We start from the raw sequence: 23,776 nt of genomic DNA, 5'->3' as shown, positions 1-23,776 counted from the left end.
CGCGCCGAGGCGTCATCTCAACAGCGACTGATGGGCCCGGCGTGCACTGATTTTCCATTTCAGCGCCTCGTCCACTGCCGCGTCCGGTACCGTGTCGCAATCCAGCACATCAGCAATCGTCCGGGCCAACCGCAAAATCTTCAGCGTTGCTCGGCTGCTCAAATTTTCCTGGAAACTGGCGGCTTCGATGCGTTCCAGTTGAGCCGCGCTAAACTGGACTTTCTCCTCAAATAACTTAACCGGCACAATGGCGTTCGTGTAATTCGAACCGTAGCGCAGCCGTTGCCGGGCTCGTGCCGTTGTTACGGTTTGCCGCAAGTCAACGGATGTCGCGGCAGTAGTTTGATCCAAAACGCTTTGGCTTTTCATCGCTAGCACAAAATCGATGCGGTCGATGATCGGCCCCGTGATTTTCTGCATGTACTTCAATCGTACTTTGTCGCCGCAAACGCAATAATTCTCCCGGGCACCGTAATAGCCGCAGGGACACGGGTTCGTCGCTGCGATTAAATTGATGCTTGCAGGGAACTGGTCAGATCCTTCCACGCGATTGACCACCGCAAAACCGGATTCCAGCGGCTGCCGCAGCGTATCGATGACGCGGCGCGGGAAATGGCCCAGTTCATCGAGAAATAAAACGCCGCGATGCGCAAGCGACATTTCACCCGGTTTCGGATAGCGGCCGCCGCCGATGATCGCCCCTTCAGAAGAAGAGTGGTGCGGCGCGCGGAACGGCGGACGTTCGGACAGAGAGCGCGGCTGCTTCGCCAGCTGGTAGATGCTATAGACTTCCAGCACCTCGTCATGCGTCAAATCCGGCAAAAGCGTATGGAATGCATTCGCCAACAGGCTTTTGCCGCAGCCCGGAGGTCCGCTCATCAATAGGTGATGGCCGCCAGCTGCCGCCAACAAAAGTGCACGTTTTGCTTCAACATGTCCACGGATTGCTGAAAAACAGACATGAGGGATCTTCTCGGTTTCTTCGTAAACGGGTTCATTTTCAAGTAAAGACAGGTCATCATCAAAAAGGGAAGGTTTGCCTGCTAAATGGGCAAGTATCGAAGGCATGTCCGGCATGCGGATCAATTCAATATCCGCAGCTTTCGCAAAAAGGGAGATTTCAATAGGTGGAATGTAGATGCGTTTAAAGCCCAACAGAATCGCTTGGTGGATCGTCGGGATCATGCTGTGGAACGTCGTCAGCTGGCCGTTCAGTGTCAATGCGCCGATGAAACAGGTTTTATCCGGAATCTTCACAGGGTGTTTCGCCATTGCCTGCAGAACAGCCAGCAGCATCGCCGCATCATATGACGTGCCTTGTTTGCGGACATCCGCCGGCGACAAATGGATCGTGATTTTCTTCATATCGATATCTTCTTTGAGCGCATGCAGGCAATTCAAAATCCGCTCACGTGACTCCTTGATTGATGCATCCGGCAGACCGATAATAATGCACGACTCCTTATCTTCCCGCACCGTCGCCTCAACTTGGATCACTTGTCCGGTAAGTCCGGACATTCCGACACTGTAAATGTAATTGCTTATGGGAATCCCTTCTTTCCTTTTAAACTGGCTTACTTTTTCATTGTAGGTGAAGTGAGAAGAATTGTCTAAATATTCTTTTGTTAAAATCGTGTTGTTCCTAGGAAACGAAAAAAGAAGATATGATATCCTATAGAAAACATAATGTGAAGTGAGGAGAAGTAATGAGGAAACTAAAAGAGAATCCGAATTTCAAACCGTGCGAACCGGTTGTGGGCGATGAAACTTTGGGCGGCTATCCATTCAGGTGGAATATCACACGCGCAGCAAGCTGGATTGAAGAAAATCTCGATCAAGTGGAACTGTCCGTTGTGCAGATCGGACCGCCGGGGCAAGGTGCAGACTCAGCGCATTTGGATGAAGACTTTATTCCGCAGGCGGATCTTTCGAAGCCGGTCATTATGGCTTGGATGCGCCCGGAGTTTTTCCGGTTGATCGACGGCAATCACCGCGTCGCAAAAGCGAGGCGACTCGGCATTAGTGGACTGCCCGCTTATTACCTGACCGAAGAGCAGCACCGTCAGTTCTTCACTTTAGCAGAAGCGGACCGTATCTACGTCGATTATTGGAATGATAAACTGAAGACGATGAAGAAAGACCGTGGAAGCTGGGGAGTCGTTGGGGAATCTAGAGTTTAAGTGGTTCGAGATTCAGAGGGTGAAAGGGGAAACTTGGGATGATGGTATGTGAAAGTTGCCATAAAGCGGAAGTTTCTATCCGGTTTGGGGAGGCGCAGATGTGCCTGGATTGCTATAACGGCGAAATGGCGAAAGAGTTGGGCGTACAAGCGGAGAGCTATCCGGAAACGGTATCGATCCGAGACGGCGAAGGGGAGCCACATGTATTTCACTTGAAGAAGCGTTTGGATCAGGAAGGCATTTTCATGGAAGCGGTGGAGAAGGGAACCGGCTATTGCGCGTTTGAGATCGAGGGCGATTTGCACGGGAACCAAGGCGAGCTGCTGCTGGAATTGTTTGCGAAGATTGAGCGGGGGTTGGCCGAACGGTTTGTCCTAGCCGGTGAGTTGGTGAGCGATCGCTTAGCAGGGACCATCGCCTATGATAAAGACCGGGAAGAGATTCCGTTCGTGGTAGTGGACGGCAAAACGTACAAGTGGGAAGAAATCGGCCAGATGCTCGCGAGGTTCGAAGGATTTCAGCTGAAGCTGGAAATGGTCGATCCGCTGGATGAGATCCGTTGGGAAGAAGACTGATGGCTGGTCTCCTCGGGAAAGAAGAAATCCCGAAAAATTCTAATCATACATGGTAATTGCCTAAAATAACGCCCTTCCGGTGAACACAAGATTCACTGGAAGGGCGTTTTATTTTTTATGCAGCAACCGAGATTGGCATGAATTGTGCCCTTGCTTGAAAAAACAAAAAGCTTTTGTAATGCAAATGTATTGCAATTGTCATTACAAATAATTATAATTTAGGATATAGAAAAGGAGGCGAGTGTCTTGTTAACGAAGACAAAAAAAGCCACTATTCAAGTGCGGATTGATGAAGATGTTAAAAGCCAAGCAGTAGAAGTTTTGAATGATCTCGGAATGGATGCAAGCACTGCCATTAACGTATTCCTGCGTCAAGTGATTGCAGAAAACGGCTTACCTTTCCAGCCGACGAAAGCTCGTTTTAATGAAGTGACATTAAAGGCGATAGAGGAATCAGATGCGCTGGTTAAAAGCGGTTTATCAAATCGCCAAAAATCAGTAGATGATCTTTTCGACGAAGTCCTTGAGGACCTGGAGTAATGCTAATTGCAAATTGGACAAGTCAGTTTAAGAAAGATTTAAAACGATTAAACAAACGCGGTAATGACTTGGAAGAATTAAAAAAAGTAATGAAGATGATTGAAGAAGAAGTTGAGCTGCCTGAAGAAATCTACCGTGCCCATAAACTGCGGCCTACAAAAGATTATAACGACTGTTGGGAGTGCCATATTGGCGGGCGCAATAGCGATTGGCTGTTAGTTTACAAATTTTACTCTTCAGAAGATTTAGTCGTATTCATTCGAACAGGAACACATGCTGATTTGTTTTGAAATGTGCAATTATTTGAAAAACAGTTCCTTTTAAAATTCACTTCCCTTGGAAAGAAATAATGCTCAAGAACGCTAACTATATATGGCAATTATTAAGAAATTCCCTTCCGGTGAACACAAAGTTCAATGGAAGGGAGTTTTCCTTTTCATGCAGCAGCTGGGATTGTCGTAGGTTACGTAGATTCCTGGAAACAAAAATAGAACATGTTTAACAACTCATATACTGGGAATAGAGAATATACGAGCGAAAGCGCACAAAATATTTTAAATGATGGAGGCAGAACAATGAATCATGCAAATCAAGTGAAAGTCATGGAACATCGCAATACTGAGGTCATCTTTTTTAAAAGCCAGGAAGAATTCGCAAAAGCCTTAAGAGAAGGCACTGGATCAGCTGAAGAAAAAGGTCTTGTAGTCGAATTGACAGAAGAATAATCAAGTGATGCAGCTCCTATAGGGAGCGCTTTTTTTATTTTACGGAAAATTTACTTTAGGAAAGAACCGGTTCAAGAGAACATTAACTATACACGTCATTTTTATGAAAAAACTCCCTTCCTGTGGATGCTAGGTTCAAAGGAAGGGAGTTTGAGTTGTGCCGTTCCCTGGGACGAACTTTATAGATCACTCTCTATTCTGGCAGCTAATCCGTCCAGGTCGATCATAGTCAAATGTGAAATCACCCCATCAGGCGTACACAATGCCCAGCCGGTAAAATCATAAGAGCCGCCTTCTCTTCGCGTAGAATATTCTACTTCAGCAGTGAAGTCGAACGCACTGAATTCCTGATCCGTGTCTTCTATCTCCACTTTCTCCACATAAACGGCGGCATCCATCCAATAATCAAGATTATGCTGATGAAACTTGAAAACATCCGGAAAATCTCTATTGATGAATTCCACATATCCCTTTTCCGTAAAATAAGACCTATAGGTTTCCCGGGCATATGCAAAAAATGCATCTATCTCGGGTCCGCTTTGCATATAGCCTGGATGCTGTACGAGATGACCGTATTTTTCATCAAATTCTTCCAACATGTCATCAACTTCCTGTTTCATGCGACTCACTTCTTTGTCGGGACCTGTAAGCTCCGATCCGACAACTTCACTCACAGCTGCTTCACAGCGGTCACTGCCGGATGCCGCTTTCGGCTCTGGCTCCTTGGGCTTGTTTGGATTGCATGCGCTTACCATGAGACAAAGCATCATAAGTCCAGCCAGTTTCAACGAATGCCTAACTTGCTGTCCCATCCTGTTTCCTCCTCATTGATTGAAAAAGCTCTTGATGCCTTTGATCGATGACCCCTTACCCTCGAAATATGTCCAAACATCTTTTGCTTTTTGGATGCGTTCCCTCTCTAGGTTCTCATTTTGGTATACGTATCCTTTCATGTAAATAGTAAGCCGCACATTGTAGCCGCTAGAGCTGATGGAATAGACCATCGTTTCTAAACGGGCTTCCAAAATGGTGTTGCCCCGTTTGAAGACCAGGTAGCCGCCTTCGTCCAAATTGAATTGCATGAGCTTCATGAAGGCTTTTTGGTGGGGCGCTTTGACCACCACATCGGCCATCATTGACCGGAAAATTTTTTGGTCAATCACCGATTCTTGCAGGAGCGAATCCCTCACCAAGATATCAATGCCATTGACTTTCCAATGCCCCATCTCCAATTCCGTTCTAAGTTCAAGCGTGATTCCAAGGCCTTGGGCATCCATCTCTGCCAGTATCTCGTCGATAATTGCGGCATCGTCTCTAGCTCCGTCACTGTTTCGTTCTTTCCCCAGTGTATACCCGTTATGGAGAATCCATAGTGCTTGTGAAAAAAAGAAACGAATTAAGAAGTTCACTTCCTTGGGGACGAAAAACAAGTGAAACGTTTAAAAAAACCTATGAAAATATACATAAATACTGTATCTCTCTTTTTGTTAAAAATGAACGATATGTGTAATTAAAGGGATAATATTCGCTTTTGATGTAACAAAGATGGAAAAATTAGATGAAAAAGGAAAAAATAAAGAAAATGATGAAAATTTTAATTCGTAAATCGAATTATTTTTATGAATACTATGGTTATTTATTCGTAATTATTGTATTATTATAAACATTCACAACAAGAAAGGGGCAGACAAGATGAAGAAAAGAGTACATAGTTCATTTTTAATCGGATTGATCTTGGTTTTATTGTTGGCAGCTTGTTCCGGAAATGAAGGAGCAAGTGAAACAGAAAGTGGAGGAGAACCCGCTGAAGGCGATAAGCAAGGCGGTACGCTTGTTTACGGACGCGGAGCGGATTCAGTTGGGCTCGATCCAATCAATGTGACGGACGGCGAATCGATCCGGGTCACACATAACATCTTTGAGACATTGCTGGAGTATGATCAGAATTTAGAATTGCAGCCGAAGCTTGCAACGGAATACGAGTCGAGTGAAGACGGCTTGACGTGGACGTTCCAACTTCGTGAAGGCGTGAAATTCCACGACGGCACGGATTTTAATGCAGATGCAGTGGTGTTCAACTTTGAACGCTGGATGGATCCGGAAAACCCGTACCACCAAGGGGATTTTGCTTACTATCCGTTCTTGTACGGCGGGTTTAAAGGCGATGAGAATCATTTGATCGAATACGTGAAAGCAAATGACGATTATGAGCTGGAAATCAAATTGAAGCGCAAAACCGCACCGTTCTTGAGTTACCTAGCGATTTCGATGTTCGGGATTGCGAGCCCGGCAGCGATTGAGAAATACGGCGAGACCTTGAATGAAAATCCGGTTGGAACGGGGCCGTTCAAGTTTGAAAGCTGGAACCGCAACGATACGATTACGCTAGCGAAAAACGAAGATTACTGGATGGAAGGCAAACCGCATTTGGATAAAGTCATCTATCGCGTCATTCCGGAAAACTCCGCGCGCTTGAATGCTTTGCAGACAGGTGAAATTGATGTGCTGGACGGAATGAATGCAGGGGATACGACGGTTGTCGAAGATGCGGAAGGGTTTGAGTTGTTGAAACGTCCAAGTTTCAATATCGGTTATATGGCGTTCAATATGGAGAAAGAACCGTTTGACGATCCACTGGTTCGACAAGCGATTAATATGGCGATTGATAAAGAGGAAATCGTTGAAGCGTTCTATAGCGGACTCGCTGATACAGCGACTAGCCCGCTGCCTCCTTCTTTATGGAGCTATGACGACAGTTTAGAGAAGTACGATTACAACGTGGAAGAAGCGAAGAATTTATTGAAAGAAGCCGGGCTTGAAGATGGCTTCAAAACGAAGCTGTATACGATGAGCAATCCGCGGCCGTATTTGCCGGAGCCGATGAAGATTGCGGAAGCGATTCAGGCGGATTTAGCTGAAGTGGGCATCGAAGCGGAAATCGTGTCGATGGAATGGGCGACGTATTTGGATGATACAAGTGCCGGGAAGCACGACATGGCGCTTTACGGCTGGACCGGCGTTATGGCGGATCCAGACAACTTCCTTTACCCGAACTTGAGCAACACGAATATCACGAAACCGGCGCAAAACATCGCGTTTTACGATAGTGAAGAGTTTACGGCGTTGATCACGGAAGCGCGTGAAACGATCGACCAGGACAAGCGGACTGAGCTTTACAAACAAGCGCAGCAATTGTTCCAAAAAGATGCGCCGTGGACGATGCTTGCCTATACGACACCGCCGCTTGCGCAGGCGGATTACGTGGAAGGCTACGTACCGCATCCGATGAGCAATGATTTACTGACAGACGTGTATTTGACTAACTAAACGCTTGGAGTGGTTTTGTGTATCAATTGTTGAAGGAACTTTGTGAACTCGTTGGACCGAGCGGATTTGAACAGGACGTCCAGCGCTATATTCGGGATAAAGTAGTGGACCAGGCGGATTCAGTCGAAGTGGACGCTTTGGGCAATCTGATTGTTAAACTCAATGCGACGGATGCTAATATGCCGTCGGTCCTGCTTGCAGCGCACGCGGATGAAATCGGCTTTATCGTCAAAAAGATTGAACCGAACGGCACGCTTCGTTTTGAATTGCTAGGCGGATTCGACCCGCGCATCTTGCATGCGCAGTCGGTGAAGATTAAAGGTGTGGATGGATATGTAGATGGGGTGATCGGGACTTTGTCGACCCATTACATGAAATGGGACGACCCGAAACGGATTGCGAATCACAGGGAACTCTATATTGATATCGGTGCAGCGAATGCCGAAGAAGTGCTGGAAATGGGTGTGCGAGTCGGGCAGCCGATCAGCTATGGCAGTGAACTGAAGCGAGTGGGACGTAACCGGGTTGTTGGGAAAGCGTTGGATGACCGTGCGGGTTGTGCGACGTTGATCGAATTGATTTCTTTATTGAAGGGAAATCCGGATCGTTCGCATGGTGATGTCTACTGTGTCTTTACGGTGCAAGAGGAAGTGGGACTCCGGGGAGCATCCGTCTTATCGCCGGCCTTCAAACCGGACTTTGCACTGGCGATCGATACGACGCCGACAAGCGATACGTATGATGTATTGATGACCGGCACGCGTACGCTTGGTGCAGGTCCATGCATCAAGATTGCGGATAAATCGTTGATTGCGCATCCGCTTGTGACCGGTTTGTTGAAGCGCGTCGCAGAGGAAAAGGCGATTCCGGTTCAAACGGAAATCTTCATGGGCATCGGGACAGATGCAGGTGCGATCCATATGACATCGACCGGCGTTTCATCCGGCGTCATTTCGATTCCGTCCCGCTATACGCATTCGCCAGTGGAGATTGTGGATTTGGATGATTTGGAGAATGGTGTGAAGCTCGCAGCGGAATTTATTTTTCATGCTGGAGAGTTGGTTGGGAAGAACTTTTTGGATACGTGAGTGAATGAGAGAGCCGTTTCTGGGATCCGTTTTGGGTTCTGGGGACGGTTTTTTTATTGTTGGTAGTGGTCAATCTGTTTCGGATAGAAGAAGGGCGGGGAAAGCGGAAATAAGAATTTACGAGAAACTCAAAGCGGTTTAAGGGGAACTCAAGCGACTTAGGGGGAAACTCCTTACTGGTTGAGAGAAACTCAAGTAATTTTGCAAGGAACTCGCCCGAAAGCACAATCTAATTGCCTAAGACCGGCTTTCCGCTTTGCGAAAAGCGAAAAAAACAGTGCGGGGTGATTTCGTGTGTCCCAAAGTTGATTACAGTACGTACTTGGTTGAATTCGGATTGCTTTGGGCTGGATTCAAAAAGATGCGAGATTACACACAGAATCAGCTTAGTGCAAGAAGAAAAGGGGATAGTGCAAGAAGAAAAGCAATTAGTGTAAGAAGAAATCGAATTAGTGTCGATAGAAAAGGAAATAGTGTCGATAGAAGCGCGATATAAGAGAAATGAAAGGAGGCAGTGATTTAAAAATGAACGAGACAGAAAAAGCTCTCCGCTCCTTTCAACCGAAAGAAGCGGAAAGCTTTTTAATTTCCTTCTATAATAAGTAGGAATCGATAAGGAGAGTTAGGGAGTACTGCTAGAAAGCTGATTTAAATAAGTAAAGAATAATCTGCGAGAGCAAGGAGAAAATACCTTTATAGCGATAGGAGCTTGTGCTATTGAGGTGAAAAGTTGATCTCATTCCTATCATTCATTTCTTGGAGAATTAAACCAACAATTCTTTGATAAACCGTTAAACAAAAGATTCATTCCTACCGATATTTCTTATGAATAGTAGGAGGGATATTATGGAATTGGATTTTAGTCCGATGCAGCCATTCATGGATGAATTGTTGATGAATCTTTTATTGGTCGTGGGCATGCCTTTAATTGCGGCTGTCATATTAAGATACATTTTAGTGAAGTTAAAGCTGCCTATTTATTTCGCAGGCGTTTTATCATCTCTCGCATTTTTGTATTTAGCGTATAAAGCTTTTATGACTATTTCTGTATAACAATATGGTTCGGCACTTTTTTAAGAGAGGTGTCGGACCCTTTTATTTATAGAAAGATTTCTGGAAAAAGACGGTGTGGTTTTGATAACACGCTTCCTGAATGAATTTATTCAAAAGAGCGGTATTTGTGAAAACGGGGTGGGAAAATCAATCGAAAATGCCCGTTTTTTGCGTGATTTCATAAGTATTTCCGAACATAAAAAAGAGCAGAAAATAAAATAGTTTAAAATTTAAAAATAGTTTTACAATAGTTCAAGATGACTATATACTTATCACAGAAATAGGAAAAGATAGGAAGCGATGAGAGTTGAATTCCGTCGCTTCCTTGTATTTCCAGAAAGAAGGTGAGAAGTGAAAAAGAGCTTAAAAACAAAAAGAAACCCCCGGGTGTGAAAGTCGTGGCTGACCATCACCCGGAGGCTGTTAGCTGGAGTATACCAACTACCTGTTAGTATACTCCTTTTTTATTGGATTGATAAAGGGTTTAATTCAAAAGGGGGAAATTTAGAGATGAGAATGAATAAGAATTATGCAATTACGGCCGACACGCTGATGATTGTGCCGCATTATAATAATGGCCATTTGTATTCGTTAGTATGTGGGAAGGATGGCTACCTTGAGGCGGATAAAAGCCCTTATCAATTGATCGATACGAATTTTCTCTACCGGGGGACGAGCCTGCGTGGAGCAATGGAAGGTGCGCACGATATTCTCGGGAAAATCAGCATGTATCCAATCATCTTGGATTATGAGAAGGAAATCATCCTGCTTCCCTGCAAATCGCCGTCGCGGAAAGACTGCATCTGGTTTTCGCTGCGCCACATCCATGCAACAGACATTTTACAGGACAAACATACACTCGTGACGCTGAGCAATGGCAGCACGATTGTCATTGACATCAGCAAAGAGATTTTCGATAAAAAGATGCGGAAGGCGTACGAGCTTCAGTTTAAAATGGCTGTGAGACGAAAGCTTGAAGAACTCGACGAATTGGCATCGGAAACGCCGTATCATTTGTTCAAGATGGTGAACGGTGTGAATTACGAAGAGCGGACGATGACGAACTTGTCTTTTACGGCGAAGCTGGATTATAAAAAGCCGGCTGCGAAGAAATGAAACGGAATACCCTTTAATGTGCTTACCCTCCTCGAAATCGGGTAATAGACGACCATACAATTTTTAGGAGGGATCAGCATGAATGGAAAAACTTCAGCTCTTGCAAGCAGCCAAAAGGGTCTATTCAAGAAGCTATCCTTAAAGAAATTAGAAGATCAGGTTATCGTTATTACGGGGGCCTCAAGCGGTATCGGGCTCGTGACGGCGCGCATGGCCGCAGCTAAAGGCGCAAAAGTCGTCGTTGTTGCACGGAACGAAGAAGCGCTGCGGCAATTGACAGACGAGCTGACGGGTGAAGGGCATTCGGCAGTTTGGGTGAAGGCAGATGTCGGCAAGGAAGAAGACGTCAACCGGATTGCAGAAACGGCGATCCGGGAATTTGGAAGTTTTGATACGTGGGTCAATAATGCCGGCGTGTCGATTTTTGGGAAAGCGATGGACGTCACGATTGACGACATGAAGGGGGATTTCGATACAAATTTCTGGGGTGTTGTCTATGGTTCCAGAGCAGCCGTCAATCATTTCAAAGAACGCGGCGAGCCGGGTGCCTTGATCAATATCGGGACGGTTTACGGCGACCGGGGCGTTGTACTGCAATCAACATATTCGGCAAGCAAGTTCGCAGTTCACGGCTTTACAGAAAATTTGCGGATGGAGCTCGAGAAGGAAAAAGCGCCGGTTTCGGTTACGCTCGTTCGTCCAGGACGGATCGATACGCCTTACAATGAACACGCACGCAGCTACCTTGAAAAGCAGCCAGCCCATATCGGCATGATGTGTACGCACCGGAAGCGGTAGCGGATGCCATTCTTTTTGCAGCTGCGCATCCGAAACGTGATATGTTCGTCGGTTTCCAGGCGAAGTTCGGCGCATTCGTTGGAAATGTCTCACCGCGCTTCATGGATAAATTCATGGAGCTGACAATGTTCCGCACCCAGCAATCGGAACGTCCGTCGCGATCGGTTGAAGACAACGCCTTGTACGAAGCGGGCTACGGCATGCATGAAAGAGGCACGAATACCGGCTGGGTCCGCTCGAAAAGTTTGTATGCGACAGCTGAAAAGCATCCGGTGATTGCGGCAGCGGTCCTCGCCGGGGCTGGATCGATGATTTGGAATGCGGCTTTTAAGAAGCGGTATTGAAGGGGAATCTTTGTTTATTGGTTTACAAGCAAATAAGAAATCTTAAAATCCATTTTCGGAGAAGAGAATTCTCTGGAAATGGATTTTTTATATAAATTGGAAGGTAGGTATTATTTGGATATAATTAACAATTATTCTGAATCTAAAAAAGAAACTTACTTCTTCATTTTACTGGTAGTAATATTTAATTGATTAACTATATATACTACTTTTTATATTCTGATAAAATTATATAAATATAGAGGAGGGGTTCCGATGATCATGGAAGAAGCCTTACGGATTGGGGAGCTAGCGAAAGGGGTTTTGATTGCTGGGAAAGCTGGAGGGTCCAGAGAAATAAGGTCGATTGAAGTGATGGAAGTGCCGGAAGTGGTTTCTTGGATTAATGAAGGGATTCTGGTGATGACTGCTTTTTACTCGATCAGTGAAAATCCGGACAAGCAGGTAGAGGTGCTTCGAACATTAATTGACAAGAAAGCAGCAGGAATTGTCATCAAAATAGGGAGATTCGTGAATGAATTGCCGGAAGAAATGATCCGGTTAGCTGATGAATCTTCGTTTCCGATTATTGCTTTGCCTAAAAATGTGTCTTATATCAATGTATTAACGCCATTATATGAGCGGCTGTACGAAGAAAAGAAAATGAAAATCGACCAGTCGGCCAACCCGTTTAGTGAGTTTGATGATACTGATTTTCCTACGGTAAAGAAAGCACTTAACTTTTTAGAGAAACTGACAGACTCACCCGTGTATATCGAAGACATGGAAGGAAAGTTATTATATATATGCAATGGATTCCAGCCAGATAAATGGCGTAATTCAGTGTTATTGTTTTCGGAGCCTCGCTATGAACAGTACCCTAAAGTACTGGAACAATGGCGAATTGAATTTCAGACGAAGAAAATTATTGAATTCAAAATGGAGGGGCAGCGAACCCGTTATATAATTCCGTTGGTTTCAAAAAACAATGTCTTTGGAACCCTCCATTTATTGCACAAGGGACAGACTGCCTTTGAGGCAATAACTTCCCATCACATCGCTCAAGTGGGCGTAAGCATGGCTGAACTGATACTGAAAGAACAGTTGAATTTTCAAAAAGATCGGATGCAGGATTTAGAAGCTTTAGAGAAGTTTACGAATGGAGAAAACAGCATCCAGCCAGATGAACGGGCGTTGGTGCTTTGCTTTAGGGGCCGGACAATGGATGCCAGCAATTACCCGGTGATGTCGCTGCTGGATTATTCCTGCCTGTGCCGGCACTGGCTTCAATTCTGCAGCAGAAAAGCGGAGAATGCCTCGACTCTCATTTTTGAAAAATATCAGCAGTATTATGCATTAATCGTCTGTAAAGAAGAACACTACCAAAAAATCATCCAGCAATGGATTGAAATTGCAGTGAAGAGCAACGAAGCATTCCCAGATAACGGCTTTCGGCTTGCTATCAGCCAGCCGTTTAACCATTCAAAGAAATTTAACGGCAATCTCCGTTCAGCTGTTAAAACCATGGAAATTGGATTGAAAATCCAGCCGAAAGAACTCGTTTATTCGCAAGACAAACTAGGCGTGTACGAAATACTTTTTCAATTGAATGAGGAACCTCAAGTGAGGAATTATATTGAATCGGTTCTTGGAGAAATCAGCCAGGCCGATAATGAATTGTTTATTTCCTTGAAGACATATTTAGAGGAAAACGGAAACGTATCACGCACGGCGGAAAAACTATTTATCCATAGGCGGACGATGACCTATCGCCTCCAAAAAATTCAGGAACTGCTGATGATGGATTTAGATAATGCAGAACATCGGTTTATTTTACAGTTTTGCATCAAATTGAAAGAGTTAAACTAAAGGCGGATGATTCCGCCTTTTTGATGTGGTGAAAAAGTGAGCAATGGGCAATTGAATACTTTTCCTATCTTTTGCATATAAATAAGTAGTGTCACTATTTATAATTTTTCAAAAGGGGGATGAAATCATGTTAGGGATTATACGTGTACTTACAACAGATAATGAAGAGGTCTTACAAGAACATGGGAAAAAAATCGAAGAAAAATCCTTCGCCAAGACGGTGACCCACTGTATCGGAAGTCAGCCGAATGGCATTTTTGACGATGCTTCTGAACGGGAAGCGATACCGAAAATAGTCGAGCTTGCGAAGGAAATGAGCAGAAAGTATAAATTGGATGCCATTACCATAAGCTGTGCTGCCGACCCGGCGTTGGAGGAAACAAGAGCGCAAGTCGATTTGCCGATACTTGGAGCGGGGGTCAGCGGTGCCCATGCAGCTGCAATGGTCGGCAGTAAAGTGGGGATCGTCGGCATCACAGATGAACCGCCGAGCAGGATGAAAGAAGAGCTTGGCCAGCGGTTTTTCAAGCATCGATTTTCATCAGAATTGCGGAAAACCACTGATTTATTTAATGACGGAGCGAAAGAAGAGTTATTGCGTGTTGTAGAAAGTTTAATAGATGAAGGTGCAGATGTTATTTTATTCGCTTGTACAGGATTTTCGACCATTCGCTTAAAAGATTATTTGACTCTGCATATCAAAATCCCGGTTATCGATTTAGTTGAAGCGCAGGCAATCGCCTATCAATTGATAGGCAAGGAGGATTCTAAATGAAAAAAACCTTTGATTTGCCATTTATCTTATTTTCAATTGTGATTGCCGCTTTCGGGGCAATCATCGGGATGCAGTTGATTACTTCGCTTGGGATTACGCCGAATACTTCGATCATTGGAGCATTAATTGCGATGATGATTGCTCGAATTCCAATGCAGATGTTTTATAAATATCGTTCACTGGAAAACCAGAACTTGGTTCAGACGACCATTTCAGCAGCGACGTTCGGTGCGGCAAATAGTTTACTGATACCGATTGGACTGCCTTATGTCATGGGAATGCCGGAACTAATGGTTCCGATGCTAATCGGTGCAGGAATTGCCTTATTCATTGATGTATTCATTCTTTACAAAGTTTTCGATTCGAAATTATTCGGTTCAAATGAGCCTTGGCCGCCTGGAATCGCGACAGCCGAAGCTTTGAAAGCCGGAGATGAAGGCGGAACAAAAGCAAAGTACTTGGGTCTCGGGATTTTAGGGGGAATGATTGGTTCTCATTTCGGGATTGCGATGTCCGCTTTCGGAGTAGCTTTTATCGGAAACATTTGGGCGTTGGCGATGTTCGGTATCGGTTTATTGCTGCGAGGCTATTCTGTGCAATTATTTGGAATCGATTTGAACGAATTGTATATTCCTCATGGCATGATGATTGGCGCTGGGATTGTGGCCCTTTTGCAGTTCGTCATGACGTTGGTGCGGTCAAACAAAGAAAAAGTGAAACAGCATGTCGAAGGAGACCATGTCTATACACGTTCTGAAGCAGATGCGAAAAGAGGTTTCGGCATCGGTTTTGCGCTTTACCTTGGCGGTGCCGCTTTGGTGGCGGTCCTGGGCGGCATCGTAGCGGATATGCCGTTATGGCAAACGCTTTTGTTTGTCCTATTCGCAGCATTCGCAGCGCTTGTCAGTGAAATCATCGTCGGAATTGCGGCAATGCATTCAGGCTGGTTCCCGGCCTTTGCCGTGACTTTGATCGCTTTGCTGATCGGAATGATGTTAGGCTTCCCGCCAGTGGCTTTAGCATTATTAACAGGATTTACAGCAGCAACAGGTCCAGCATTTGCTGATTTAGGCTATGACTTCAAATCCGGTGTCATCATCCGTAAAGGCGCTGACATCGCCGCCGAGCTGCATGGCCGCCGCCAGCAATTGAAAAGTTCCCTGATCGGTTTTGCCGTCGCAGTAGCAATGGTCAGCATCTTTGCCCAATCATTTTTCGAGCAGGATCTTGTGCCGCCGGTCGACCGTGTATATGCGACAACTATTGAAGTGGGGTTGACGGGTGATGTCGGCATGCTATTGCTCCTATGGGCTATTCCAGGTGCCATCATTCAATTAATTGGTGGACCGAAAAGGCAATTGGGAATCATGTTATCAACGGGTCTATTAATTATCAATCCGATTGCCGGTTGGGCAGTAATAATCGGAATTCTTATCCGCATTACGATTTTGAAAGTCAAAGGGCCAGAAGCGGAAAATGCGATGTATACAACAGCAGCAGGATTTATCGCCGGAGATGCTATTTACAGCTTCTTTACGTCGATTTGGAAAGCAAGATAAGGGGGAGAAGAAATGTTAACCAAAATTTTAACGATTGAAGATGCAGTAAACGCGGTGTACGGAGGATGTATCCTTGGCGGTGGAGGTGGAGGCTGGATCAAAGACGGCCTTGAAAAAGCGGAACTGATTTTTGAATCGGGCTCTCCACGCTTAGTATCAGTAGAAGAGCTGAATGATGATGATTTCATCGCGTGCGTTTCTCTTGTCGGTGCACCTTCCGCTAAAGAGCAGTTTGTGAGTGCTGAGCAAATGGTGGATACGGTGCTCCGTATGCAAAAGGAATTCCCTAAACCATTAAAAGCCTTGATGACAAATGAAAATGGTGCGGCAACAACGATTAACGGATGGCTGCAAGCTGCCATGACTGGATTGCCTTTTCTGGATGCGCCATGCAATGGGCGCGCTCATCCAACAGGTTCGATGGGATCGTTGAACTTATCGGAACTGGAAGGTTATGAATCGATCCAAACCTTTTCAGGTGGTGCCGGAGCGAAAAAAGTGGAAGGGGTCGTTACAGCTTCCCTTGATTTATCATCGAGTGCTATCCGCTCGCTATCCGTTCAAGCGGGGGGGATGGTTGGCGTATGTCGCAATCCGGTTGATGTTGCTTACATTAAAGAAAATGCCGCCATTGGCGGGATTACACAAGCTATTGAATTAGGAGCCGCATTCTTGGGAGCTCCTGAAGGGCCGGAGCGAATTGAAACGGCAGCTTCCTATTTGAAAGGACGCATCATCCATTCGGGCAAAGTAAGTAAATTTGAACTGAAAGCAATTAACGGTTTTGATGTCGGTTTTGTCCAAATTGATGATTTAGAACTGACCTTCTGGAATGAATATATGACCGTTGAAATGAATGGTGAACGCAGAGGGACTTTCCCGGATTTGATCATGACGTTTAATGCGGATACGGGAATGCCGATCGTCAGTGCAGAAATTGAAGATAATATGAATATCGCTGTAATCTCAGTGCCTAAGGAAAATTTGAAGTTAAGCTCTACAATGTTCAACTTAAAATTATTGAAAGCAATCGAACCGATCGTCGAAAAGAAAATCATCTAAGGGAGTGGAGCTCATGGCTTTAAAAGACACAATGGACGTCTTGGAACTATTGGACGATTCAAAAGCAAGCGGAAAAAATGTAGTGGAATTATTCAAAGACTTCGAATTTGCCGAAGCAACATACCAGACAGTCACAGGAGAAAAAGGGAACACAGACTTTGTGAAAATTCTTATTAAAGGAACGGAAGGTAAAGCGGGTGGGGGAAATGCTCCTACTTTTGGAGTGGTCGGGAGATTAGGCGGGCTAGGTGCAAGGCCGGCACGAATCGGTTTTGTATCAGACGGCGATGGTGCAGCAGCCGCTGTAACCACTGCTTTGAAATTGGCGAAAATGTCTGTAAGAGGCGACCGGTTACCGGGAGATGTCTATATTACAACTCATATTTGTCCGGATGCGCCGACTCAGCCGCATGAACCTGTCGATTTCATGGGATCTCCCGTAGATATCTTAAGCATGAACAAGTACGAAGTATTGCCTGAAATGGAAGCTGTGCTTTCCATAGATACGACAAAAGGCAATAAAGTCATCAATCACCGGGGCATTGCCTTATCCCCGACTGTAAAATCGGGCTATATCCTGAAGTTCAATAATGAATTGCTGCGCATCATGGAAATGACAACCGGCGAACTGCCTGTAACTTTTGCAGTGACGATGCAGGATATAACGCCATACGGTAATGATGTCTATCATATTAATAGCATCCTTCAGCCAGCTGTCGCAACCCAGGCCCCAGTGGTCGGCCTTGCCATAACGGCAAAATCAGCGGTTCCAGGGTCAGGGACAGGGGCAACGCATGAAGTGGATATTGCTCAGGCAGTCCGTTTTGCAATTGAAACGGCAAAAGAATTTACCCAAGGCCAGATTGATTTCTATGATAGGAATGAATTTAATCATCTTGAAAGCTTATACGGTTCTATGCGCCATCTCCAAACATACGGAGAAGCTGAATCATGACACGCTCAAAAGTTGGTGTTTTGACGATTGGACAGTCACCGCGTACTGATGTAACGCCTTCTATTCAGCGTATTTTAGGTGAGGGAGTTGGCATCATCGAAGCAGGAGGATTGGACATTTTAAAGGACGATGAAATGCATTTGGTTTCCCCGGGAACTGTAGACACGATCTATATCTCTAAATTAAGAAACGGCGCATCGATTAAAATTGGGAAATCGAAACTGTTGCCTTTGCTGCAAGATGAACTGAGTCGATTAGAAGAGCAAACAGAGGTCACAATCATGCTGTGTACGGGCGATTTCCCGAGCCTTACAGCTGCTAAGCCGATTATTTATCCGGATAAAATTTTAAATGCGACCGTACAGTCTTTGATGGACAATGGTACGCTTGGACTGATTATCCCGTTGGAAGAACAACGGGGAAGCTTGCTGGAAAAATGGCATCAACCTAATATAGAACTGAAAACTGAAGTGGCTTCGCCCTATGAGGAAAGCGACATACGTGGAGCAGCTCAAAAACTGAAAGAACAGGGCGCTTCCGTCATTGTCATGGATTGCATGGGCTACAACGAATTTCATAAAGAAGAAGCGGTAAAAGGAAGCGGCTTGTCTGTCCTATTGCCGAGGACTTTAGTGGCTCGCATCGCTGCAGAATATTTAAGTTAGTAGATCCGGCGTGCCGGATCTTTTTTGGTAGGAGGAGTTAGATGCCAATAATCGCTTTGCTGAGTTTGAGTTTGTTGTGGGGTTCCACTTTCTATTTGACGAAGATGCTGCTGCCCGATTTCCATCCTGTATCAATTGTCTTTTTTAGATGTCTATTTGGCGGTCTTGCTTTGCTTCCTTTTTTCATATGGCAAAAAAGAAAAGATGAATTTAAAAGAGTTCCCCTGCTGATTTTTATTTCCCTTATCAGTGCAGGTGTTCCATGGACTTTCATGAGTATCAGTATGGGTGGACTTGATACCACCGTGAGTTCTGTGTTGAATGCTACTGGACCGATTTTTGGGATTTTGCTGAGCAGCCTGATTTTTAAAGTAAAGGTGAGCAGGCAAGAAGTTTTAAGTGTATTGATTGGCTTCGCCGGCATTGCCATTGCTTTTCTTATCGGTTCCGAAGAAGCAATCGATTTTCAAATGAGCAGTGCAATGCTCTTATTATTTTCGGTTAATATGTATGCGCTATCAGCCGTTTTGGCAGGGAAATATTTAAAGGGATACTCTGTTGTCACCATTTCCTTTGTTGCGATGGCGGTTGGAACCGTTTTTACTAGTTTTTTTATGCTTTCAATAGACCCATCAAGCTATAAAGGCCTGTTCAATTCGACAAATTTAATGCTCTTTTTCATATTAGGAGTTTTCAATTCAGGTCTCGGCAATATTCTTTTTTATTATTTAGTCAAAAATGGCGGGGCGGTTTTCGCTCTGCTGATTACTTATTTGATGCCTTTCACTACGTTGATTTTAGGCGTATTCTTGTTACATGAACCACTTGGCGGAGGAACGCTTATCGCATTGGTTTTTGTACTGGGTGGACTATATCTTTCAAAAAGGGGCAAACGAATATGACAGATTTTAATACGACAGTTAAAAAGTTGATGAGCGGTAATTTTTCATTGGACAAGAAAAGCTCAGTATTGGTGCTGGCTGACCAAAGCACGATGTCTTTAGGCATTAAATTTGCAGAGGCGTTGAAAAAAGATGAATGGAATATAGAAATTCATATTATGGAAGATCGAACGAAATCGGGTGAAGAACCTCCAGAGGAAACTGCAAATCTCATGTTGAATTTTGATGCAGTATTTTGTCTGACCAAACATTCCTTAACTCATACAGTTGCCAGAAAAACAGCGAATGCAAAAGGAATCAGCGTCATCACGATGCCAGGCATAACGGAAGAGATGTTTTTAAACGGTGCGATGAGTGCCGATTACAGCAAGGTGGAAAAAGAGACGATAGATATGACGGAGAAATTAACAAAAGCTAGATCTCTGTCTATCCAGACAGGCAACGGACTGAGGCTGAAAATTGAAATGGATGGCCGCGATGGGGTGCCGAGTACCGGCGTATTTAAAGAAAAAGGCGCTTCCGGCAACCTTCCTTCAGGGGAGGCATATATTGCTCCAGTAGAAGGGAAGTCGGAAGGGGAAATTGAAATCAATGGCTCTATAGCTGGAATAGGCTTGGTGCAGGAACCTATCATACTGACTATTGACAAAGGACGTCTGATAAAAGCGACCGGTGAACAAGGAGGAAAGTTGTTGGAACTGCTGGGGGATGGCGACGGCCGTCTTCTTTGTGAACTTGGCATCGGAACGAATCATGCCGCCCGTGTCATTGGAAATATCCTCGAAGATGAAAAAGCCTATAATACGATTCATATCGCATTCGGCTCCAACCACACGTTTGGCGGAACGATTAAAACAAATGTCCATATTGATTGTGTGACTCGAAATCCTGAACTGGATTGGGAATAAGAATATTACTTCTATAATCAAAAAGAAATCCATGCCTCTGCACTAAGATTAAGCAGTCAGAGGCATGGATTTTTCCAGTTTAAGTTAGCGATTGCACATTGTTTTTTTCTAGTTTATTTTCATTATATTTCTTAAAAGATTCTAAGAAAGAATTCTTCGTTTAATATTTTCTGAATATTTAATAAATAATATAGATTTTAATAACTTTCAACGGTAGAATGAAATTAACAACCAATCGAATCAGCAAAGGAGTGGCATTATGAAAAAGCTATTATCTCTCGTAATCGTCTTACTGTCTTTGTTTCTTGCGCTCCCAGCAGCGGCAGCGCCTCCCGATTTACCGGAAAAACACGCTTTCTACGATGAAATGACATATTTAATGGAAAAAGGCGTCGTAAGCGGCTATTCCGATGGCACGATGCGGCCGGACGCGGAAGTCACACGGGCACAAGCAGCCGTCATGATCGGGCGTTTGAAAGGTTTTGACGGTGCGAAAGGGATGACGCCATTTAAGGATGTGCCGAGCGCTCATTATGCGAGCGGCTATATTGCAGATGCAGCAGGAGCAGGTTATCTGAGGGGCTACGGCGACGGGACGTTTCGGCCGAACGCGCCAATTATCCGGGGGGGATATGGCATTGATCATCGAGCGGGTTTTTGATCTGGCGTTCACGTTCAATTCTTCGTTCGAAGACGTTGGTCCGAATGCCGTCTATTCCGAAGCCATCAGCAAAATTCTCGCTGCGAACATCACCGTTGGTTACCCTGACAATACATTCCGCCCGCGCCAAGCCGTCACACGCGGCCAATTTTCTGCGTTTCTCGCACGGGCACTTGAACCGAAATTTAAAAATGATGCGGTGATTCCCGATTCCTACTTGAAAGACAAGACGAAAACCTACACTTATCAAATGTCTGATGGAACGACAGCTGTCCATCGCTATCAGAATGTGCCGAACCGCGACGGGCTCGTCTACGGATTTATGTGGACAGCGCAAGTCGACGGTGATTCTTACGAATACTTGGAGCTTGAAAACTATAGTATCTTTGCCTATGGCTATCCGTATTCCGAATACGACATCGCGCTCGCATATCCGGTTCGTGTCGGCAGGACTTTTGATACCGGACTCGGAGATGAAATCATCAAAAACACCATCACCGGAGTCAATAAAACCGTAACGACCAAATATAAAACGTTTACGAATGCGACAGAAGTGATGACGCAAAGCGGCCTCAAATACTATATGGTGGAGGGCTATGCGACCGTCAAATCGGTCAATGCGCAAGGACGAGTGGAAATGGAATTGGTGAATGTGCGATAAATAGTTGAAGTTACTGCCAGCAAGAGTCCGAACCGTGTGCTTGCGCACAGTCGGACTCTTTTGTATGGTGAAAGTACAGGAGGTGGGGAGATGTTCGGAAAGAATAATTTAGTACTCGTATTAGAGGATTATGACTTGTCTTTCAGTGTACGCTTGATGGACCGGGATGGACTCGTCTACAGCGACAACCGCTTTATGGAAAAGCCATCGCTATCAAAAATCCGTTCACTGGTCAGCGCACTCACCCAGATTTTCGGCAACTTCAACCGCGTCACCTACAGCAAAAACTTTCAAATGGTCTGGGACCACGAAGCGCGGCCGGACGCCTTCGGCAAATTTCTCGCTGAAATGTTCACATCCCATGAAGCAGCTGATCCCCGTTATTCGACGTGGGAGCATTTCAGTGAATTCCTGGCTGAACAGGAGAGGGAAGCGAAGGACAGCCGGCTTGGGGATTTGCCTTTTTGAGAGAGGGGATATTATAGGGATTTGGTTAACCTTAGGACAGTCAAATCAATTGAAAAGCCAAGCGGAAATCCTTTTGTTCTCTGCTTGGCTTCTTTAGAGTCTTTAATAATCGGATCAAATTGTATAAGCAATAAGATTTATTGGGCTAAGTCCAGTCTGCTGAAATTAGTCTTTCTTTCTACACTGCTGAACGCTGATTTTACTCATGAACCGGAGCCAGACAATTGTGTAGAAACATCGGACAATAAAATTACTGTGATATACTAAAAATTAGGAAATCACGGAAAGTTAGGCTGTGATTTGAATCTTTGCATCTAGAATAAACACGTGAATAGCCAGGCGTTGAAAAATCGATTCCATTAGAGGGAATGGGTTTATTTTATTGTTCTGGATTTACAGATATCTACAGCTATGGAAATATCAAATAGGTAGATAAATAAGGGGGAATGCAAGATGAAAATTGCGGTATTGGGAGCAGGAAATGGCGGCTGTGCAGTAGCAGCTGATCTATCGCTAAAGGGGCATGAAGTGACATTGATCAAGACATCGAATTCGATGCACAATGAAAACTTCCAGCATTTATTGGATCACGACGGGGAAGTGCGGATTCACGAAAAAGAGGAAATCAAGACGGCGAAAATCGCTCATGTCACGAAAGAATTAGCGGAGTTGTCCGAAGCTAAAATTGTAATCGTTTACATTCAAACGAATTATCACGAAGAGTTGATCGCTAAAATGTCGAAGTATTTGGTTGACGGCCAGATTGTGCTCATCAATCCGGGGTACTTGTCGACCGCTTACATGTTGAAATACAATTCTGGGAAAAAAATCACCATCGTCGAAGCAGAAAGTTCGTTCCTCGATTGCCGCATCTTAGAGCCGGGGCTCATCAAAGTCGGATTCCGAAACGTGCGCAATCCGCTTGGCGTTTATCCAGCAGCAAATCTTCCAGCGGTGAAAGGCGATTTGGAAGCGCTCGGATTCCCGTTCGTTTACTTGTCTTCCGTCGTAGAAGCGGCGCTCCATAATCCGAACTTGATCGTCCACACGGTCGGCGCCATCATGAGCATGCCGCGCATCGAAAAAACGAACGGCGATTACGTCATGTACCATGAAGTCTTTACGCCAAGCGTCTGGAACATTCTAGAGAAGCTGGACAGCGAAAAGATGGATGTCTTGGAAAAGCTCGGTTTTCCTCGGCTTTCGTATGTCGAAGCTTGCAAATACCGCAACACCTTGGACGATACGGAAGATGTAAAGGAAGTTTTCTTCTGGTATGCAGCGATGCCGACCCGTGCAAAAGGCCCGGTGAAAGTCGATTCCCGCTATATTACAGAAGATGTACTGGAAGGGCTTGTGATGTTAGAAGCACTCGGCAAACAACTGTCCGTTGCGACGCCGATCTGCACATCACTCATTGAAATGGCTTCAGCGGCACTCAATCGGGATATGCGGACGCAAGGACGGACGCCGACGCGTCTCGGCATTGAAAATATAGAGATGATTTTAACTGACAGCTTTGTTCAAAAGGAAGTTGAAAGGGTTTAAGGCATCATGCGCGCATCG

At 45.0% G+C, this 23,776-nt stretch carries 24 protein-coding genes and 1 pseudogene; 22 read left to right on the top strand and 3 right to left on the bottom strand.

Features of this window, described 5'->3' with window-relative positions:
• Positions 1–12 precede the first annotated feature (12 nt).
• Entirely contained in the window at positions 13–1,533 is a 1,521-nt protein-coding gene (locus NFU07_RS04985) for a YifB family Mg chelatase-like AAA ATPase (protein ID WP_285835948.1), read from the bottom strand.
• A 173-nt stretch (positions 1,534–1,706) separates the two neighbouring features.
• Here NFU07_RS04985 and NFU07_RS04980 point away from each other — a divergent pair, with 173 nt between their 5' ends.
• From NFU07_RS04980 to NFU07_RS04960, 5 genes are all read left to right on the top strand, one after another.
• Positions 1,707–2,180 (top strand): ParB N-terminal domain-containing protein, encoded by a 474-nt coding sequence (locus tag NFU07_RS04980; protein ID WP_251475451.1) that lies wholly within the window; start codon positions 1,707–1,709, stop codon positions 2,178–2,180.
• 38 nt (positions 2,181–2,218) lie between these two features.
• Complete coding sequence (locus NFU07_RS04975) at positions 2,219–2,755, top strand: DUF7713 domain-containing protein (RefSeq protein ID WP_251475449.1); 537 nt, start codon at positions 2,219–2,221, stop codon at positions 2,753–2,755.
• Positions 2,756–3,001: 246 nt separating this feature from the next.
• Positions 3,002–3,295 (top strand): type II toxin-antitoxin system RelB/DinJ family antitoxin, encoded by a 294-nt coding sequence (locus NFU07_RS04970; RefSeq protein WP_251475447.1) that lies wholly within the window; start codon positions 3,002–3,004, stop codon positions 3,293–3,295.
• Positions 3,295–3,585, top strand: a complete 291-nt coding sequence (locus NFU07_RS04965) for a type II toxin-antitoxin system RelE/ParE family toxin (RefSeq protein WP_251475445.1) — start codon at positions 3,295–3,297, stop codon at positions 3,583–3,585. Before NFU07_RS04970 ends, NFU07_RS04965 begins: the two co-directional genes overlap by 1 nt.
• Before the next feature lie 285 nt (positions 3,586–3,870).
• Positions 3,871–4,020 carry a hypothetical protein gene (locus NFU07_RS04960; RefSeq protein ID WP_251475443.1) on the top strand — a complete coding sequence of 50 codons (150 nt, stop codon included), beginning with the start codon at positions 3,871–3,873 and terminating at the stop codon, positions 4,018–4,020.
• 179 nt (positions 4,021–4,199) lie between these two features.
• Here NFU07_RS04960 and NFU07_RS04955 read toward each other — a convergent pair whose 3' ends face one another.
• Together NFU07_RS04955 and NFU07_RS04950 are read right to left on the bottom strand one after the other, a co-directional pair.
• Positions 4,200–4,832 (bottom strand): hypothetical protein, encoded by a 633-nt coding sequence (locus NFU07_RS04955; RefSeq protein ID WP_251475440.1) that lies wholly within the window; start codon positions 4,830–4,832, stop codon positions 4,200–4,202.
• A gap of 12 nt (positions 4,833–4,844) precedes the next feature.
• On the bottom strand, positions 4,845–5,429 hold the full coding sequence (locus tag NFU07_RS04950) for a hypothetical protein (RefSeq protein ID WP_251475437.1): 585 nt from the start codon (positions 5,427–5,429) through the stop codon (positions 4,845–4,847).
• Positions 5,430–5,712: 283 nt separating this feature from the next.
• Here NFU07_RS04950 and NFU07_RS04945 point away from each other — a divergent pair, with 283 nt between their 5' ends.
• From NFU07_RS04945 to NFU07_RS04865, 17 genes and pseudogenes are all read left to right on the top strand, one after another.
• Positions 5,713–7,347 carry an ABC transporter substrate-binding protein gene (locus NFU07_RS04945; RefSeq protein ID WP_251475435.1) on the top strand — a complete coding sequence of 545 codons (1,635 nt, stop codon included), beginning with the start codon at positions 5,713–5,715 and terminating at the stop codon, positions 7,345–7,347.
• 17 nt (positions 7,348–7,364) lie between these two features.
• Positions 7,365–8,435: a M42 family metallopeptidase gene (locus NFU07_RS04940; RefSeq protein ID WP_251475433.1), complete on the top strand. Its 1,071-nt coding sequence runs from the start codon at positions 7,365–7,367 to the stop codon at positions 8,433–8,435.
• Between the two features lie 846 nt (positions 8,436–9,281).
• Positions 9,282–9,488, top strand: coding sequence for a hypothetical protein (locus tag NFU07_RS04935; protein ID WP_251475431.1), 207 nt, complete (start codon positions 9,282–9,284; stop codon positions 9,486–9,488).
• Positions 9,489–9,998: 510 nt separating this feature from the next.
• On the top strand, positions 9,999–10,604 hold the full coding sequence (locus NFU07_RS04930; protein ID WP_251475429.1) for a competence protein ComK: 606 nt from the start codon (positions 9,999–10,001) through the stop codon (positions 10,602–10,604).
• A 78-nt stretch (positions 10,605–10,682) separates the two neighbouring features.
• A pseudogene (locus NFU07_RS04925) lies at positions 10,683–11,746 on the top strand (SDR family oxidoreductase).
• A 255-nt stretch (positions 11,747–12,001) separates the two neighbouring features.
• Positions 12,002–13,594, top strand: a complete 1,593-nt coding sequence (locus NFU07_RS04920) for a PucR family transcriptional regulator (protein WP_251475427.1) — start codon at positions 12,002–12,004, stop codon at positions 13,592–13,594.
• Positions 13,595–13,721: 127 nt separating this feature from the next.
• Entirely contained in the window at positions 13,722–14,369 is a 648-nt protein-coding gene (locus tag NFU07_RS04915; RefSeq protein WP_246808434.1) for an aspartate/glutamate racemase family protein, read from the top strand.
• Positions 14,366–15,928 (top strand): OPT/YSL family transporter, encoded by a 1,563-nt coding sequence (locus NFU07_RS04910; RefSeq protein ID WP_251475425.1) that lies wholly within the window; start codon positions 14,366–14,368, stop codon positions 15,926–15,928. The genes NFU07_RS04915 and NFU07_RS04910 overlap by 4 nt, the downstream gene beginning before the upstream one ends.
• Before the next feature lie 12 nt (positions 15,929–15,940).
• Positions 15,941–16,990: an S-methyl thiohydantoin desulfurase family protein gene (locus tag NFU07_RS04905; RefSeq protein WP_246808436.1), complete on the top strand. Its 1,050-nt coding sequence runs from the start codon at positions 15,941–15,943 to the stop codon at positions 16,988–16,990.
• A 13-nt stretch (positions 16,991–17,003) separates the two neighbouring features.
• The gene (locus tag NFU07_RS04900; RefSeq protein ID WP_251475423.1) at positions 17,004–17,945 is read left to right on the top strand and encodes a DUF1177 domain-containing protein; all 942 of its coding nucleotides are present in this window, start codon (positions 17,004–17,006) and stop codon (positions 17,943–17,945) included.
• A complete protein-coding gene (locus NFU07_RS04895) occupies positions 17,942–18,610 on the top strand; it encodes an AroM family protein (RefSeq protein WP_251475421.1) in 669 nt (222 codons plus the stop codon). Before NFU07_RS04900 ends, NFU07_RS04895 begins: the two co-directional genes overlap by 4 nt.
• A 41-nt stretch (positions 18,611–18,651) precedes the next feature.
• Complete coding sequence (locus NFU07_RS04890) at positions 18,652–19,512, top strand: DMT family transporter (RefSeq protein ID WP_251475419.1); 861 nt, start codon at positions 18,652–18,654, stop codon at positions 19,510–19,512.
• Positions 19,509–20,420 (top strand): aminopeptidase, encoded by a 912-nt coding sequence (locus NFU07_RS04885; RefSeq protein ID WP_251475417.1) that lies wholly within the window; start codon positions 19,509–19,511, stop codon positions 20,418–20,420. The genes NFU07_RS04890 and NFU07_RS04885 overlap by 4 nt, the downstream gene beginning before the upstream one ends.
• 259 nt (positions 20,421–20,679) lie before the next feature.
• A complete protein-coding gene (locus tag NFU07_RS04880) occupies positions 20,680–21,081 on the top strand; it encodes an S-layer homology domain-containing protein (RefSeq protein ID WP_251475416.1) in 402 nt (133 codons plus the stop codon).
• Positions 21,053–21,742: an S-layer homology domain-containing protein gene (locus NFU07_RS04875; protein ID WP_251475414.1), complete on the top strand. Its 690-nt coding sequence runs from the start codon at positions 21,053–21,055 to the stop codon at positions 21,740–21,742. The genes NFU07_RS04880 and NFU07_RS04875 overlap by 29 nt, the downstream gene beginning before the upstream one ends.
• A 90-nt stretch (positions 21,743–21,832) precedes the next feature.
• Complete coding sequence (locus NFU07_RS04870) at positions 21,833–22,210, top strand: PLC family EF-hand domain-containing protein (RefSeq protein ID WP_251475412.1); 378 nt, start codon at positions 21,833–21,835, stop codon at positions 22,208–22,210.
• A 453-nt stretch (positions 22,211–22,663) separates the two neighbouring features.
• Positions 22,664–23,758 (top strand): NAD/NADP-dependent octopine/nopaline dehydrogenase family protein, encoded by a 1,095-nt coding sequence (locus NFU07_RS04865; RefSeq protein WP_251475410.1) that lies wholly within the window; start codon positions 22,664–22,666, stop codon positions 23,756–23,758.
• Positions 23,759–23,776: the final 18 nt, after the last annotated feature.

Origin of the sequence: Planococcus sp. NCCP-2050, from assembly GCF_023708025.1 — a bacterium.
Taxonomy (GTDB): Bacteria; Bacillota; Bacilli; order Bacillales_A; family Planococcaceae; genus Planococcus.
Note: the sequence above shows the minus strand (reverse complement) of the source record. Positions and strands in the feature narration are given on the sequence as shown.

Excerpts from the sequence above, each read along its gene's own strand:
- NFU07_RS04980 (WP_251475451.1), top strand. The coding sequence starts at position 1,707 with ATGAGGAAACTAAAAGAGAATCCGAATTTCAAACCGTGCGAACCGGTT.
- NFU07_RS04975 (WP_251475449.1), top strand. The coding sequence starts at position 2,219 with ATGATGGTATGTGAAAGTTGCCATAAAGCGGAAGTTTCTATCCGGTTT.
- NFU07_RS04965 (WP_251475445.1), top strand. The coding sequence starts at position 3,295 with ATGCTAATTGCAAATTGGACAAGTCAGTTTAAGAAAGATTTAAAACGA.
- NFU07_RS04960 (WP_251475443.1), top strand. The coding sequence starts at position 3,871 with ATGAATCATGCAAATCAAGTGAAAGTCATGGAACATCGCAATACTGAG.
- NFU07_RS04955 (WP_251475440.1), bottom strand. The coding sequence starts at position 4,832 with ATGGGACAGCAAGTTAGGCATTCGTTGAAACTGGCTGGACTTATGATG.
- NFU07_RS04945 (WP_251475435.1), top strand. The coding sequence starts at position 5,713 with ATGAAGAAAAGAGTACATAGTTCATTTTTAATCGGATTGATCTTGGTT.
- NFU07_RS04935 (WP_251475431.1), top strand. The coding sequence starts at position 9,282 with ATGGAATTGGATTTTAGTCCGATGCAGCCATTCATGGATGAATTGTTG.
- NFU07_RS04930 (WP_251475429.1), top strand. The coding sequence starts at position 9,999 with ATGAGAATGAATAAGAATTATGCAATTACGGCCGACACGCTGATGATT.
- NFU07_RS04920 (WP_251475427.1), top strand. The coding sequence starts at position 12,002 with ATGATCATGGAAGAAGCCTTACGGATTGGGGAGCTAGCGAAAGGGGTT.
- NFU07_RS04915 (WP_246808434.1), top strand. The coding sequence starts at position 13,722 with ATGTTAGGGATTATACGTGTACTTACAACAGATAATGAAGAGGTCTTA.
- NFU07_RS04910 (WP_251475425.1), top strand. The coding sequence starts at position 14,366 with ATGAAAAAAACCTTTGATTTGCCATTTATCTTATTTTCAATTGTGATT.
- NFU07_RS04905 (WP_246808436.1), top strand. The coding sequence starts at position 15,941 with ATGTTAACCAAAATTTTAACGATTGAAGATGCAGTAAACGCGGTGTAC.
- NFU07_RS04900 (WP_251475423.1), top strand. The coding sequence starts at position 17,004 with ATGGCTTTAAAAGACACAATGGACGTCTTGGAACTATTGGACGATTCA.
- NFU07_RS04895 (WP_251475421.1), top strand. The coding sequence starts at position 17,942 with ATGACACGCTCAAAAGTTGGTGTTTTGACGATTGGACAGTCACCGCGT.
- NFU07_RS04890 (WP_251475419.1), top strand. The coding sequence starts at position 18,652 with ATGCCAATAATCGCTTTGCTGAGTTTGAGTTTGTTGTGGGGTTCCACT.
- NFU07_RS04885 (WP_251475417.1), top strand. The coding sequence starts at position 19,509 with ATGACAGATTTTAATACGACAGTTAAAAAGTTGATGAGCGGTAATTTT.
- NFU07_RS04880 (WP_251475416.1), top strand. The coding sequence starts at position 20,680 with ATGAAAAAGCTATTATCTCTCGTAATCGTCTTACTGTCTTTGTTTCTT.
- NFU07_RS04875 (WP_251475414.1), top strand. The coding sequence starts at position 21,053 with ATGGCATTGATCATCGAGCGGGTTTTTGATCTGGCGTTCACGTTCAAT.
- NFU07_RS04870 (WP_251475412.1), top strand. The coding sequence starts at position 21,833 with ATGTTCGGAAAGAATAATTTAGTACTCGTATTAGAGGATTATGACTTG.
- NFU07_RS04865 (WP_251475410.1), top strand. The coding sequence starts at position 22,664 with ATGAAAATTGCGGTATTGGGAGCAGGAAATGGCGGCTGTGCAGTAGCA.